The sequence below is a fragment of the Streptococcus parasanguinis genome (assembly GCF_047465465.1).
Classification (GTDB): domain Bacteria; phylum Bacillota; class Bacilli; order Lactobacillales; family Streptococcaceae; genus Streptococcus; species Streptococcus parasanguinis_AI.
Window position 1 is genome coordinate 59,918 of record NZ_JASGZU010000005.1, and the last position, 14,276, is coordinate 74,193.

Annotated in this window: 13 protein-coding genes; 2 read left to right on the forward strand and 11 right to left on the reverse strand. The window is 45.9% G+C overall.

Translation table 11 applies throughout. The annotated features are described in order from the left end of the window. Window positions 1-904: 904 nt before the first annotated feature. On the forward strand, window positions 905-2,074 hold the full coding sequence (locus tag QM351_RS08915) for a CynX/NimT family MFS transporter (protein WP_414327216.1): 1,170 nt from the start codon (window positions 905-907) through the stop codon (window positions 2,072-2,074). A gap of 90 nt (window positions 2,075-2,164) precedes the next feature. On the opposite strand, the gene QM351_RS08920 is transcribed toward QM351_RS08915, so the two are convergent. From QM351_RS08920 to QM351_RS08970, 11 genes are all read right to left on the reverse strand, one after another. Then, the gene (locus QM351_RS08920) at window positions 2,165-3,304 is read right to left on the reverse strand and encodes a LysM peptidoglycan-binding domain-containing protein (RefSeq protein WP_414327217.1); all 1,140 of its coding nucleotides are present in this window, start codon (window positions 3,302-3,304) and stop codon (window positions 2,165-2,167) included. A gap of 481 nt (window positions 3,305-3,785) precedes the next feature. Continuing rightward, window positions 3,786-4,409: a V-type ATP synthase subunit D gene (locus QM351_RS08925; RefSeq protein WP_414327218.1), complete on the reverse strand. Its 624-nt coding sequence runs from the start codon at window positions 4,407-4,409 to the stop codon at window positions 3,786-3,788. Between the two features lie 3 nt (window positions 4,410-4,412). Next, window positions 4,413-5,798, reverse strand: coding sequence for a V-type ATP synthase subunit B (locus QM351_RS08930; protein ID WP_003002370.1), 1,386 nt, complete (start codon window positions 5,796-5,798; stop codon window positions 4,413-4,415). Then, the gene (locus QM351_RS08935) at window positions 5,785-7,575 is read right to left on the reverse strand and encodes a V-type ATP synthase subunit A (protein WP_414327219.1); all 1,791 of its coding nucleotides are present in this window, start codon (window positions 7,573-7,575) and stop codon (window positions 5,785-5,787) included. The genes QM351_RS08930 and QM351_RS08935 overlap by 14 nt, the downstream gene beginning before the upstream one ends. 33 nt (window positions 7,576-7,608) lie before the next feature. Then, on the reverse strand, window positions 7,609-8,313 hold the full coding sequence (locus QM351_RS08940) for a GNAT family N-acetyltransferase (protein WP_414327220.1): 705 nt from the start codon (window positions 8,311-8,313) through the stop codon (window positions 7,609-7,611). After that, on the reverse strand, window positions 8,310-8,630 hold the full coding sequence (locus QM351_RS08945) for a V-type ATP synthase subunit F (RefSeq protein WP_031572747.1): 321 nt from the start codon (window positions 8,628-8,630) through the stop codon (window positions 8,310-8,312). The genes QM351_RS08940 and QM351_RS08945 overlap by 4 nt, the downstream gene beginning before the upstream one ends. Beyond that, window positions 8,611-9,630, reverse strand: a complete 1,020-nt coding sequence (locus tag QM351_RS08950) for a V-type ATPase subunit (RefSeq protein ID WP_414327221.1) — start codon at window positions 9,628-9,630, stop codon at window positions 8,611-8,613. The genes QM351_RS08945 and QM351_RS08950 overlap by 20 nt, the downstream gene beginning before the upstream one ends. Window positions 9,631-9,639: 9 nt before the next feature. Beyond that, window positions 9,640-10,230 (reverse strand): hypothetical protein, encoded by a 591-nt coding sequence (locus tag QM351_RS08955; RefSeq protein WP_414327222.1) that lies wholly within the window; start codon window positions 10,228-10,230, stop codon window positions 9,640-9,642. A 70-nt stretch (window positions 10,231-10,300) separates the two neighbouring features. Then, window positions 10,301-10,780, reverse strand: a complete 480-nt coding sequence (locus tag QM351_RS08960; protein ID WP_003009435.1) for a V-type ATP synthase subunit K — start codon at window positions 10,778-10,780, stop codon at window positions 10,301-10,303. Between the two features lie 30 nt (window positions 10,781-10,810). After that, entirely contained in the window at window positions 10,811-12,772 is a 1,962-nt protein-coding gene (locus QM351_RS08965; RefSeq protein ID WP_414327223.1) for a V-type ATP synthase subunit I, read from the reverse strand. Further along, the gene (locus tag QM351_RS08970; protein WP_003015405.1) at window positions 12,762-13,085 is read right to left on the reverse strand and encodes a hypothetical protein; all 324 of its coding nucleotides are present in this window, start codon (window positions 13,083-13,085) and stop codon (window positions 12,762-12,764) included. The genes QM351_RS08965 and QM351_RS08970 overlap by 11 nt, the downstream gene beginning before the upstream one ends. A gap of 293 nt (window positions 13,086-13,378) precedes the next feature. Here QM351_RS08970 and QM351_RS08975 point away from each other — a divergent pair, with 293 nt between their 5' ends. Next, complete coding sequence (locus tag QM351_RS08975) at window positions 13,379-14,218, forward strand: MurR/RpiR family transcriptional regulator (RefSeq protein WP_414327224.1); 840 nt, start codon at window positions 13,379-13,381, stop codon at window positions 14,216-14,218. The last annotated feature ends 58 nt before the right edge of the window (window positions 14,219-14,276 follow it).

The following is a 14,276-nucleotide window of genomic DNA, read 5'->3' on the forward strand; positions in this document are numbered from 1 at the left end:
AAAATTATCCGACCTAAGACCGATTCTTATAAACAGCGTCTTTTCTTAAGTTTTCTTTAAGAAATCAGCCTTATAATAAAACCATCAAATGAAGACCTCCTAACTTTGTTTGATAGAAAATCCTAAACTTTTTCATAATAATCTCCCTATAAGAGCCACCAAAACCGGTGGCTTTTTTCTACGTACCTTAGTGAGTCAAGTCCAATAGGGGCGTAGACGAACTTAGGTACGTTGACGCAGTTCGAACGACAGTGAGAACTACGATCCTTATAATACTTAATGAGGTGAACTCAGAGAGTTCAACCGAAGTTAGAGATATTGATGCAGTTTGAGCGAAGCGAAAACTACGGTCCTTATTCTCTTTTCGAACGTTTATGAGCTTAGGTACGTTGATGCAGTTCGAACGCTAGTAAGAACTACGATCTTTATTATTTTAAATAAAAAACGCATCCTGTTTATGATGCTGGCTAATGTATTTTCTCAGACTTCAGACCGATTCTTTCCATTAGAGACTTTTCTTAAGTTTTCTTTAAGCAAGATGCCTTATAATGAAATCATCAAATGAAGACCTCCTAACTTTGTTTGATAGAAAATCCTAAACTTTTTCATAATAATCTCCCTATAAGAGCCACCAAAACCGGTGGCTTTTTCTATATCTCTTAATGAGGTGAACTCAGAGAGTTCAACCGAATTTAGAGATATTGATGCAGTTCGAACGCCAGTGAGAACTACGATCCTTATTTTTTAGTGAGTCAAGTCCACCCGGGACGCAGACGAACTTAGGTACGTTGATGCAGTTCGAACGCTAGTGAGAACTACGATCCTAACCCTTCATTTGTACAAATACTCCAATTTATGCTTAATCTATGTTATAATGAAGAGAATTTTTGTCTGAGGAGGATTTATGAAAAAAACACATTCTATGCTATTCATCCCGGGCATCATTATGCTTGGGATTATTTTACGAACACCATTTACTACGCTTCCGACGGTCTTGTCTGACATCGCAGCTGGTTTGGGGGTTGATGTGAGCTCTCTGGGACTATTGACTAGCTTGCCACTTCTGACTTTTGCCATTTTCTCACCTTTTGCGATTCAATTTGCTCAAAAATTAGGGATTGAGCGTCTCTTCTTTCTTGTCTTGATCGCAATGACGATTGGATCTGCCACTCGAACGATCAACCTCCCCTTTCTCTATCTGGGAACCATCTTGATTGGAGCAAGTATTGCTTTTCTCAATGTTCTGCTTCCCAGTCTTATCCAAGCAAATCGACCGAAGCAACTCGGTATTTTAACCACTTTATACATCACTTCTATGGGGATGTCTACAGCGATCGCAGCTTCTGTGGCTGTTCCCATCACCCAAGCTACTTCTTGGCAAGGGCTAGTCAACATCTTGACTGTCGTCTGTGCACTGGCTTTACTCATCTGGATCCCCAACCTTCGCTACAACCACCACCTTAAAAAGACGACTACTAGTGAATCTAGTAGTAAATGGTATACCAATAAATACGTTTGGGCTATCATGATTTTTGGTGGACTTCAGTCTCTACTTTTCTATACAAGCATGACCTGGCTTCCAACTATGGCTGTTCAAGCTGGTGTTTCACAGGTTGAATCTGGTCTTCTTGCTACAGTTTTTACTCTCATTAGTCTACCTTTCTCTCTGACTATCCCAAGTTTAACCACACGGTTGTCAGATCGTAATCGACGCTTGATGCTTACGATTGTTGTCGGAGCAGGGATTCTAGGAGTAGCCATGCTCTTAATTCCGACGAGCAACTTTTTCTACTGGCTCCTTCTAAACGTCCTTATCGGAAGTTCCGTTAGCTCGCTTTTCCCTTACCTCATGGTTGCTTTCTCCATGAAATCGAGCACACCTGAAAAAACGGCCCAACTTTCTGGCCTTGCTCAAACAGGAGGCTATGTCTTTGCGGCCTTTGGTCCTATCCTCTTTGGGTATAGTAAATCGATCTTCCACTCATGGACACCAGCGGTCCTCATGTTGCTGGTCTTAACCATCATCATGGCAATTGCCCTTTATCAGGTTGAAAAGGTCGATCACATTTTATAATTTCATTCTGGTTGGAGCATTCGTGTTCCAGCCTTTCTTTTTTAAAAAATACAAAAAAGAACTAGGCACTAGGCCTAGTTCAATGGTTTATTATCCGTTAAATGAGATATGCACGTGGTCGTTGTGGTTTGCTGTGTCATCACCACGGTCTGGCATTTGATTCCAAGTGTTAGCTGGTCCGTAAATATTATTTACTGGCATATAGAATTGTTGTTTCCAGATAATATATGAGATACCTGCACGGTCCATGTTATCAATCGCATATTGCGCAACTTGATCTCCAAGTTCTGAATTTGTAGGAACCATAACGTCTACTGCAAGTCCTTTACCATGATCATCTGGATCTCCTGCACGGTAACCACCGATGTTGGTGATGCCGAATTTCGCTGCAACTTCTTGACGGAAAGCTTCAGCCTGTGGTTGAAGGTTTGGATCAGTTGGAATAGTATTTCCACTTGTTGGAGTTGATGCTAATGGTTGCACTTCAGGTGTGGCTGGAGTTTCTGCTGCTGGTTGTGCTGGGGCTTCTTCTACTGCAGGAGCTGCTGGCGCTTCTGCTGGAGTTTCTGCCACTGGGGCTGCTTGAGGAGCTGCTGGCGCTTCTTGATTTTGAATTTCAACATTCACAGCTGGAGCACCATAGCTTGGTGTTTCTGGAACAACTGGTTGTGCTGGAGTTTCTGCTGCTGGAACTTCAACAACAGGAGCTTCAGCTGGTTGTGCTGGGGCTTCTTTTACTGCAGGAGCTGCTGCTGGCGCAACTGGTACAGCTTTGTTATCTTCATTCACTGGTTTTGACAGATCGTTTACAGCGACTGTTTGATCAGCAACTGTCACTTGATTCGTTGTCAAGTCAGCACTTGCAACTGTTGTGTCTGTCGAACCTACTTGAGGAGTTTGGATTTCAACTGAAGTTACTTCTTTTTGATCATTTACTGTTGTTTTCAAAACAGTACCTGGGTAGATCAAATCCATGTTACTGATATTGTTCAAGTTTGCCAACACATGAACATCGATTCCTAGCGCTTCTGCGATAGAGCTCAATGTATCACCGTATTTAACAGTATAAGTTTGTTGGTTTTCACCACTTTGTTGGATATCATGTTTGATTTCATCTACTGAACGAGCTACCCAATCTTCGAGTGTTTCTGCAGTGGCTTTTGTAAATGGAATCACTGCAAGAGCTACTGTTGAAGCGATCAAGGCTTTCGTATTAACTTTTAATTTCATCTTTTATCCTCTTTTTTCTTTGTATTTTGCTCAAGATTATCTTGGGCAAATGAACTACTATACTATCTTATCACAATTTAAAAATAATTAAAGGCCTTTTTTGGCTATTTAACAAAACTGTATTTTTCTTGTAACATTTCGTCTTTCTTGTCATATTGTTACAAACTAGTAACATAATAAGGTGCTGGAAGAAGAGTTCAAGGGTACAAAAAAAGCCTCATCCAGGAGCGGTACCTAGATGAGGTTCTTGTATGTATAAAGCAACTGAACACGCCCTAAATGCTGTGTGAAAAACGCAAACTGTAATAGTACTGACTTCAAAGGCACAGTAGCTGATTGGATTTTTCTCTCGCTTTAAGAGCTCGGAAAAATCCTAATCAGCCTTGTGGGGGCAGGACAACGAAGCATTCTATACAACAGTGCTTCTGTCCTGCTCCCTATTTTCACTTTGCATTTTACGGGCTTTGTATCTTGATGTATCTTATTTGACCTTCATGATTCTGACGAGGTTGGCGCGTTCGGCTTCCTCGAGTTTCATTTCGATATAGTAGATGGTCTCTTTGAGGTCTGGGATCGTCGCATACTCGAGTCCATTCACTCGACGACGGGTTTTCTCGATTTCATCTGCCATGAGTTGGCAGCTTTTTTCGATTTCCGCTAACTTGAGCAAATCTGGAAGGAGGTTACCCATTTCTTGGATGGTGCTATCCATTTGACTGTTAGAGGCGAGATAGCTATAGACCACGTCCCCTTCATCATCTCCGTATGGATTATCGATACGGGCATGGAGCTTGGGCACGCGCACACTCATGACATTTTCTTCCTCAATATGCAGCATCACTTCTCGCGTAGGTACAGCAAAGATTTCTTCCACCATGAGGTCGCTCTCTAGTGACTTGGCCATCACGAAATCTTGCATATTGTCCACAAGCGCCGCCTCTACCTTTTGGCGCAGGCGATTATTCTCACGTACAGCTTCAATAAAGCGGCGCATGAGTTCATCCCGCTTGTCCTTGAGCAACTTGTGCCCCCGGGTTGCTGTCTTGAGGCGCTCTTTGAGAATATTAAGCTCCATCCGAGTTGGTTTTACATTTAATCGTGCCATAGGCTAGTCCTCTTTGTTTGGCAGATACTTGTCAATCATCTCATCCTTGATCCGTTTGAGCTCTGTTCGTGGAAGGATGGATAAGAGTTCCCAACCGAGATCCAAACTTTCCTCAATCGTCCGATTGGTGGTAAAGCCTTGGTTGATGTATTCTTGCTCAAAGCGGTCGGTAAATTTGACATAAAGCTTGTCGGTATCGGACAAGGCAGACTCCCCAAGCACTACAGCCAGTTCTTTGGCTTGTTTTCCTTGGGCATAGGCCGCAAAGAGCTGGTTCATGGTCGCCGCATGGTCTTCCCGTGTCTTACCTTCACCAGAACCCTTGTCCTTCAAACGAGAAAGGGATGGAAGAACATTGATCGGTGGGCGGTAACCACTATTGTAGAGATCGCGGGACAAGATAATTTGTCCTTCCGTGATGTAGCCTGTCAAGTCAGGGATGGGGTGGGTGATGTCATCCTCCGGCATGGAGAGGATTGGAATCTGAGTCACAGATCCTTTCTTTCCAACCAAGCGTCCTGCACGTTCGTAGAGGGTTGAGAGGTTGGTATAAAGGTACCCTGGATAGCCCCGACGTCCTGGAACTTCCCGGCGGGCAGCGGAGACTTCCCGAAGGGCTTCACAGTAGTTGGTCATGTCGGTCATGATGACCAAGACGTGCATGTCTTTTTCATAGGCCAAATATTCTGCCGCGGTCAAGGCGATCCGAGGGGTCGCAATCCGCTCGATAGCTGGGTCATTGGCTAGGTTGATGAAGAGGACAGAGCGATCAATAGCCCCTGTCTCCCGCAGGTCGTTCATAAAGAACTCGGCTTCTTCAAAGGTAATCCCCATGGCTGCAAAGACCACGGCGAAGTTTTCCTCCGAATTAAGCACCGTCGCTTGACGGGCGATTTGAGCTGCCAACTCCTTGTGAGGGAGACCAGAACCTGAGAACACGGGGAGTTTTTGACCCCGAACCAAGGTATTCAAATGGTCAATGGCTGAGATCCCTGTCTGTATAAATTCATCCGGATAGTCCCGTGAAACAGGGTTGATGGCTTGACCATCAATGTCCAAGTACTTCTCTGGGATAATCTCTGGACCGCCATCGATCGGTTTGCCCATCCCGTTAAAGATCCGTCCCACCATGTCTTCAGATACAGGAAGTTCTAGGGGACGTCCGGTAAAGCGAACCTTGGCTTTTTCCAAGTTGATCCCGCTAGATCCTTCAAAGAGCTGGACCATGGCCTTGTCTTCTTGGACTTCGAGGACTTGTCCCTGACGGGTCGTTCCATCATGAAGCTTGATTTCTACCAGTTCATTGTAGTGAACCCCCTCGACCTGATCGACAATCATCAAGGGGCCAACAACTTCGCTGACAGTACGGTATTCTTTAATCACGCTCATTGTCTACTCCTCCTTTTGCGACGATTTGGTGTAGGGTTTCTACGATTTCTTCTTTCAGGGCTTGAATGGTTGCTAACTGGTCCTCATGGATGAACTTGCTCCGGGCAATACGGTCTCGAAGGGCCACGGTTCCTTCCATGATTTCTGTAAAGTAAGCTCCTAATTCTAGTGCTTTCTGACTTTCTTGGTCAAAGGTCAAAATGTTGGTCAATAAGGCCACCTGCTTGCTGAAAGAGGTATAGGTATCGACCTCATCAAAGGCATTTTGTTGCAGGTAGTCTTCGCGGATCATCTTGGCCGCATTCATGGTCAAGCGGTCTTTCTCAGACAAGGAATCTAGACCAACCAAGCGGACGATTTCTTGCAATTCACTCTCTTTTTGCAACAGGTTCATGGCGCGGGTCACTTTTTCTGCCCAGCTAATCTGCTCATGTTGATCGATATATTGGCCCACTTCATCTTGGTAAAGGGAATAAGAACTCAACCAATTGATGGCTGGGAAGTGGCGGCGTTGCGCCAACTGAGCATCTAGTCCCCAGAAGACCTTGACAATCCGCAGGGTATTTTGGGTCACCGGCTCTGAAATGTCTCCACCTGGAGGAGAAACGGCACCGATCGCCGTAATCGAGCCTTCACGCGCAGTGGTTCCAAGTGTCTTGACTCGACCGGCCCGTTCGTAGTACTCAGCAATCCGGCTACCAAGGTAGGCTGGGTAGCCTTCATCCCCGGGCATTTCTTCTAGACGACCAGACATTTCACGGAGAGCTTCCGCCCAGCGCGATGTCGAATCGGCCATGATGGCAACGGAATAGCCCATGTCACGGAAGTATTCGGCAATAGTAATCCCTGTGTAGATGGAAGCTTCCCGCGCAGCCACTGGCATATTCGAAGTGTTGGCGATCAGAACGGTCCGTTGCATGATGGATTGACCAGTCGTTGGATCGATCAATTCTGGAAATTCATTCAGAACGTCCGTCATTTCATTTCCACGTTCCCCACAACCCACGTAGATCACGATGTCTACGTTGGCAAACTTGGCCACCTGGTGTTGCACGACGGTTTTTCCAGCTCCGAAAGGACCAGGAACAGCTGCAGCTCCACCTTTCGTAACAGGGAAGAAGGTATCAATAACCCGTTGACCTGTGACCAAAGGCTCTACCGGAATCAGTTTTTGTGCAAAGGGACGGCCTCGACGAACTGGCCATTTTTGCATCAAAGTACCAGTAAAGAGGCTACCATCAGCCTGCTCGATCTCATAAACTGGCTCTTCCACTGTGTAAGAACCTGCTGCGATCTTGGTCACACGTCCACTGACACCGAACGGTACCATGATGCGGTGTTCCACCATATTGGTCTCTTGAACGGTACCGACGATATCTCCTGCGACTACCTCCGTTCCTTCTGCTACACTTGGTTCGAAGGTCCATTTGGTGTCACGATTGAGATTGGGAACTTGCACCCCACGAACCAAAAAATCGCTGGCGGTGACTTCTTGGAAACGTTCCAAGGGGCGTTGGATCCCGTCAAACATTTGAGAGATCAAGCCTGGTCCCAACTCGACAGAAAGAGGAGCTCCAGTTGTTACCACTGGTTCTCCTGGACCGACTCCAGACGTTTCTTCGTATACTTGGATAGAGGCTTCATCCCGCCGCATCTCAATAATTTCGCCAATCAAACCAAGATCGCCAACCCGGCAAATATCTTGAATATTGGCCTCCTGCATCCCTGATGCGACCACCAAGGGACCGGAAACTTTGATAATTTTTCCTTGAGTCATGTATTCCTCCTGGGAATCCTTTGTTTCTTTGTATTACTTTTGCGCTATCTCTCTTAGAGATTGCTTTTGTTGGCCATTGTCATCGAAGTTGCTTGGATCCAACCAAGCTTCGAAACGCTCCTTAATTGCTGGCCATTCTTGGTCAATGATAGATAGCCAGTCTGTATCTCGGGTTCGCCCCTTATAAACAACAACCTGACGGAAACAGCCTTCATAGGTGAACCCTAAGCGCTCAGCTGCTTTGCGAGAAGCTTGGTTTAAGGCATCACATTTCCACTCATAGCGTCGATAACCTAGATCCTCAAACACATAGCGCGCTAATAGATACTGGGCTTCTGTAGCCATGCGAGTCTTTTGGAGCGCTGGTGAGTAGGTCACTGCTCCGACTTCGATCACCCGGTTGGCTTGATCAATCCGCATGAGAGAGAATGTCCCCAAAGCCTTGCCTGAATCTTTGTCTACAATCGCATAGTAAAAGCGACCTTTGGCTGTCATGAGATCATCTAATAAGCGGTCCCACTCCTCTTCATTTCGGGCAGGGCCTTTGAACAGATAGGTCCACATAGCTGCTGGGGAGACCGGCCCGTAGACCTGATAAAGATCCGCCCCGTGTTTTTCTTTTGAGAGGCGCTCAATTACGGTATAGCGACCTTCGATCCGCTCAATAGCTGGCAGACGCCCCGGTGTAAACTCAGACAGTGCATCTCCAATCGCTTGACCAAATTCATTTGTTCTCATAAAATATCCTGTCCTACTGCTTTTTCGACATTATCACGAATCCGCTGTTGGCCCAGTCCTGTAGTCCCTCTATGGGTCGGGATAAGAATCAAGGCTGGTGTCAGCTGCTGGTCGTAAAAAGCCACTGTTTCTGGAATAGCTTGAGCAATATCCTCTGTCAGGTAGATAATCCCGAAGTTTTCCCGACTGAGTTTTCGCAAGGTATTGATCGCTTCTTGCGGCTCTGTGACCGGATAGGTTTGAAAGCCAATCAGACGAAAAGGAAGGATGGCGTCCCGATTGCCCACAACTGCGATCTTATAGGTCTGTTTGTCCATAAATCGGTCTCATCCTTTCTTTGATGTCTGCTAGCGGAAAACCATTATCCAAACCAGAGAGGACCAAACGAAGATTGGTCACTTCTAACTCTTTTCCGTAAAGATAACGAACAAGAGGGAGTGGTCCATCGACTTCAAAACGGCCAGCGTCTAGAAGACTGAATTTCACCAAGCTTTCTAGATACTCCAACTCTACAGTCTTTAGTTGACCGGTGCGCATCTTTTCTTCATAATTCTCTAAGGCGAGATCGTACTCCAGCGGATTGACTTGATAAAACCAGGTCAACCACTGACCCGATTCTAGCAGGTCGATCACCTGATGGGCAATGAGACTCCCTTCATCTGAGAGCAATTGGTGCATGAAACTATGCGGTTTTTGCTGATCCAAGGCCCGTTTGACCGTAATCGCATTGTAAAAGTCAATGGTCACGTCTACCAGCTGCTTCAAAATCGGATGATCTAGGCTGTCTCCTAAGTATCTCAGGTGTTTAAAATAAGCTAAGTCCATCCCTATTTCGAGGACACGCAAGTCCTGATAGTCTTGGAATTCTTGCCAAGTTGCAGCCACTTCTTCCGCCATAAAGGCTGGACAATGCTCCGCAGAAAAGGTCGCCACCAAATGCTCGAGCACATCAAGAGAATAAGGACCGATGGGGATCAATAAATGCCCCAACTTGCGCTCTGTCGCCTTGTGTTTCAGATATACCTTGAGATTGTGATAAGTGTATTTCAAGGTAAAAAGGCTAACCAGGTCTGACTGAGGGCTTACCTCAAAAGCCCATTGGTATTCTGCCAACAAGGCTGCCATCAGGCGGGCTTCAAGGGCTGATAAATCCTTGATCTCCTGGCTATCTAGAGCATAGGACGTTCCTTGCAGCAAGCCTTCTCGACTCTCACTGGAGGGACTTGCAAGCAACTGCTCGAACTGACTGGGACTGACAAAACTGGCCTCACGTACGCTGATTCCTGTATTAATTTGAGAATAGGTCCGTTCGCTCATTGCAACCTCCTAGTTCTCTTCGTCGGTGAAAATGCTGGCTGCCATCTGGTAGCTTTCTTGCTCCCAAATGGAATCCACCAAATCACGGTAGAGATAGTTGTCATCAATCTTCCCGACCGACAAGACAAAGCCTGCTTGAGCTGGAATCGTCGCATCCGCAACTGTCACATTCTGATGAGTCTGCTTCAATCTATCGAGAGCTACTGGATCAAATTTGCTAGCACTCACCGCCCCAAAGGTCAGAGTCACAACTTGTCCCTGATAGCGATCTAAGACCGCATCTACAAACTGCATTTCCTTTTCAAGGGGCCAAGCCACCATCGCTTCATAAGCATCCGCAAAGAGATCCTTTAAGACGCGTTGCTTGGTGACAAGGGTTGATTGGCGTTTTTTATTTTCGATTTGTTGGGTTTCACGTTGCAATTGACGTTGAATCCGCTTGAGCTGCTCAGAGCGTTGATTGAGTTTGTCTTGGATCAAACGCTCTTCTTGCGCAGTCTCTTCTTTTAGGATGGTTTCCTTGGCCTCTTCTATGAGTTTACGCCCTTTTTCATGGGCTTGGGCCAAGATTGAATCCTTTAATTGGGTTTGTTCATCCATATCGTTTTTTCTCCTATTGCATGCGTCTTGTGTTTTTCGCCTCGAAAGGCGAATCCATCAAAGCTAACTATTAGCCGACGCGTAGGGTCAATAGGAAGGACACAACGAAGGCCAAGATGGCATAGGTTTCAACCATGGCCGCAAGGATAACCCCTTTCATCATGTCTTCAGGGCGTTTGGCCAAGATTTGCATCCCTGCTGTCGCAACATTTCCTTGGTGTTTGGCTGAGAAATAACCAACGATCGCAACTGGAAGAGCTGTAAAGAAGTAAGCAACCCCTGTTTCAAGTGGCATATCTGGCTTAATTTGCAACCAGATCAAGATCCCGATAACGAAACCGTACAAACCTTGTGTACCTGGCAACAATTGCAAAATCAAGGCTTGGGCAAATTTTTCAGGTTGTTCTTTCAAGAGTGCTGCTGCTGCTTGACCCGTTTTACCAACCCCAAGGGCAGATCCCATTCCACTAAGTGCAACGGCGATCGCCACACCAAATGCTGCAAAGAAGGCGCCCCCATGGGCTGAAAAGTATGATGCTAAAGATTCCATGAATATACTCCTATTTATTAAAGATAATACTTATTTTTTTGTTTTAATATAGCGTTCAGAAGGTTTGAGAGGACGAAATGGCTTGCCTCCTCCTTCGTAGAACTTACCGAAGAACTCCACAAAGATCAAACGGGCTCCATGCACATATCCTGACAAGAAGGACAGGAACATATTAATGGCATGTAGGACGATAAAGAGCAGAAGCCCTACCGTAAACCGTCCAAGCGGTGGAAAGAGATTGACAATGAGGTTGAAGGCCGAACCGATACTAGCTCCAGACAAGCCCAAGGCCATCAAACGGGTGAAACTGACCAAGTCTCCGACATAGCCACTGACATTGTAGAGGTTAAAGAGACCAGACGCTAAACCGGATAGCTTCTTGGCACTGACAATGGAAACAATCAAGATCCCAATGGCATTCAAAATAGCCAGCCACTTGCCAATCGGAACTAGGACGCTCATCCCTGGCAAGATATTGCCTACTGCTAGAAGCATTAAGCCAAGTAGGATCAAGACCCAAGCAAAGCCAGCATTATAGGCTTCGGTGTAGTCTTTGAGGCGAACATTTTTCATTCCTCCTAGAAAGAGGCCCACTAAGACAGTGACAAAACCAAAGACCACTGAGAGGATCAGGATGGTCATGGCGTTACTGGTCGTACTGATCAAGGCAAAAGGCATCTCAAATCCAAAGAAAGAGCCATAGACCACACCCCAAAGGGCAACTGAAATTCCGAGGAGACTGAAGAAACGAAGGTTTTTCGCTGTCCCAGGCTTGAGCTTGAAGGCTTTAAGGGCAAAGCCTGTCGCTACCGTTAGCAACAGTCCATAACCGATATCTGCGACCATCATGCCAAAGAAAACAAAGTAGAAGAGAGAAACGATCGGTGTCGGATCTTTCTCGTAATACTTAGGCAGGGCATACATCTCTGTGACTAATTCAAAGGGCTCTACCAAGGCATTATTTCGCAACTGGATCGGAACGTCATCCCAATCTTTTTCCGTCACATCGCGCGTCTCTAGTAAGACCCGAGAACCAAAACCTTCTTGCAAGAAGTCTCGCAATGAGGCCACTTGGGAGGTTTCAATCCAACCCTCTAGGGCTACCAAGCTTTGCGTGCTGGCAAGAAGCGACTTGGCTTCCTCACGAGCTCCCGAACTCAGCAAGTAATCCATCTGGTACTTAAGCTGGTCCAACTCCTTCTGGGAGTTTTGCAACTCGGCTAGGGTTGCTGCAACTACAGCTTCTTGCTCTTTGATTTCCCCTTCTAGGCGATCCAAGTAGGCGGCTGGGACTTGCTCTTCTTCATAGTCCAATTCTTTGAACCCATGGTCTTCCAGAAGCTCCTGAACAGCTACACGGTCTCCCGAACGATACAAGATGACATAGCCGTGTTCAGTCTCAGACGTAAAGACTTCTTCTAACTCCAGCTCTGGATGAGCTTTTAAGGAAGAACGAACAGCGTCTGTATCGCTATTTGGGATGGTCCCAATCAAGCCATGCACATAGTGAAAATTAGCGAGAGCAGCTGGCGTCACCTCTAACGGTCGCCATTTTTCTAAGCGCTCTATCTCTGCCTTTGCATCCGCAATCTTCTGACGAGCTTTGTCTAACACGCGCAATTGGCGTTTCAACTTGGTCAATAGAAGATCCTCATCTCGAATCATCCCGTGGGCCTGCAAGTCATCAAAAGACAAGCTTAAGGGTTCTTCCTTCAGAGCTTGCAGGGCCTTCTTCTCAGGCATATAGGGCTCCAGAGTCTGAATCATTTTTTCGACTTGTTCTTGACGTTTTTGCAGCTCTACCAAGGCTTGACGATTGTCCTCTGTTAAGGGTTGAGACAAGGTATTTGCCTCAAAGGCAGCCTGCCATTCTTCATGCTCACTGAGGTCATAAATCTGGATTTTTGCCTCAGACTGTAGCGCTAGTAGGAGACTGTCCAAGTCATCTTTGGGTAAGATGAGGGACAGTTTTTGCATCTGACTAACGGCCATAGCTTGCTACCACCTTTTCTACAATGGCTTCAACTAACCCAGCTCGCTTGTCGGTCATCGCCTCTTGTACCTTGGCATCATTGCGCGCAACCGTTTCTTCCAGATCTTTCGTTAAACGGACGAGTCTTTCCTGGGCGTTTTTTTCTGCCTCTGTGACCAATTGCTTGGTTTCCTCATCGTAATGCTGTGCCACTGTTGCAAGGCGATCGCGCGAATCCGTTCGGATTTGTTCAACTTGAGCTTCATAGCCTACGATCACGCCCTGAGCAGCTTGCTCGATCTCTTGCATCATCTCGAGTGTTGCATTCGACATCGTCACACCTCCTTATTCAACTATTGTTCTTCCAACAACAGTACAATTATCTTAAATTATACCACAATTCATATCGTTTGTTCAGGCCCAACCGGGAATTTTCAGAAAATTTTGGACAGCCAGCAAGCCCCTACTGCCAAGATTGGTAGCGTTCTCTTCTTTTCGCATATCCTGTTCCTAGTTTCAGTATTTCTTACTTGCTTTTACTTGAATAAAGCGGTTACCCATGTTATAATGTGTAATATATTATAGGAGCATCCTGTTATTTCATCTCGTGAGAAAGGAGGATTGCTGTGAAACAAGATCAAGATTTACGCGCCATTATCGCCAGCCATGAAGCTGAGTTAACAGATATGGAACGCGACATTGCCCAATATTTTTTATCATCCGAAGCACGACAGCACTCCCTGTCCTCTTCTCGTGTAACGGAGTTACTCCACGTCTCAAAGGCAGCTTTAACGCGTTTCTCTCAAAAATGTGGTTTTTCCGGCTATCGGGAGTTTGTCTATCATTTTAATGAGGAAACAAAGAATCAAAAACAAGTGCAAGAGCATGATGAACTCACTCTCAGCGTCTTGCAACGCTACCACCATATCAGTAACGTCACTGAAAGTCTGATAAAAGATTCCCAATTGGATCGGGTAGCTGAACTAATCGATCAAGCGGACCGAGTCTATTTCTTCGGGATTGGTAGTTCCGGTTTAGTCGCTCGAGAAATGAAATTGCGCTTTATGCGACTAGGCGTCGTTTGTGAAGCCCTGACTGATCAAGACGGCTTTGCTTGGACGACCAGTATTCTCGATTCCTCTTGTTTAGTCATCGGTTTCTCATTGTCAGGAGGCACCAACTCCATTACAGACAGTCTGCTGAATGCGCAAGAAAAAGGGGCTAAAACGGTTCTTTTGACTGCTAACCCGGCTGCTATCCACCAAGGATTCACAGAAGTGTTACCAGCCGCACCCCTTCCTAGTAGTACCTATATCGATCGTATCTCTGCGATTTTACCACTCCTCATCGTGGTCGATTTAATCTATGCCCATTTCCTTAATAAAAGCCGAGAACAAAAGGAAATTGTCTTTAATAGCTACTGGGAAAACAAAAAACTTTCTAGTCAACGTTCTCGAAAATCTTAATATGGTCTCCCTATTTAAAAAGCATGAAAGATCAGGCTTTCTTCATCTTTCATGCTTT

Coding starts and splice junctions, on each gene's coding strand:
- QM351_RS08930 (WP_003002370.1), bottom strand. CDS start 5,798: ATGAGCGTGATTAAAGAATACCGTACTGTCAGCGAAGTTGTTGGCCCC.
- QM351_RS08945 (WP_031572747.1), bottom strand. CDS start 8,630: ATGGACAAACAGACCTATAAGATCGCAGTTGTGGGCAATCGGGACGCC.
- QM351_RS08935 (WP_414327219.1), bottom strand. CDS start 7,575: ATGACTCAAGGAAAAATTATCAAAGTTTCCGGTCCCTTGGTGGTCGCA.
- QM351_RS08920 (WP_414327217.1), bottom strand. CDS start 3,304: ATGAAATTAAAAGTTAATACGAAAGCCTTGATCGCTTCAACAGTAGCT.
- QM351_RS08965 (WP_414327223.1), bottom strand. CDS start 12,772: ATGGCCGTTAGTCAGATGCAAAAACTGTCCCTCATCTTACCCAAAGAT.
- QM351_RS08955 (WP_414327222.1), bottom strand. CDS start 10,230: ATGGATGAACAAACCCAATTAAAGGATTCAATCTTGGCCCAAGCCCAT.
- QM351_RS08960 (WP_003009435.1), bottom strand. CDS start 10,780: ATGGAATCTTTAGCATCATACTTTTCAGCCCATGGGGGCGCCTTCTTT.
- QM351_RS08940 (WP_414327220.1), bottom strand. CDS start 8,313: ATGAGAACAAATGAATTTGGTCAAGCGATTGGAGATGCACTGTCTGAG.
- QM351_RS08915 (WP_414327216.1), top strand. CDS start 905: ATGAAAAAAACACATTCTATGCTATTCATCCCGGGCATCATTATGCTT.
- QM351_RS08950 (WP_414327221.1), bottom strand. CDS start 9,630: ATGAGCGAACGGACCTATTCTCAAATTAATACAGGAATCAGCGTACGT.
- QM351_RS08970 (WP_003015405.1), bottom strand. CDS start 13,085: ATGTCGAATGCAACACTCGAGATGATGCAAGAGATCGAGCAAGCTGCT.
- QM351_RS08925 (WP_414327218.1), bottom strand. CDS start 4,409: ATGGCACGATTAAATGTAAAACCAACTCGGATGGAGCTTAATATTCTC.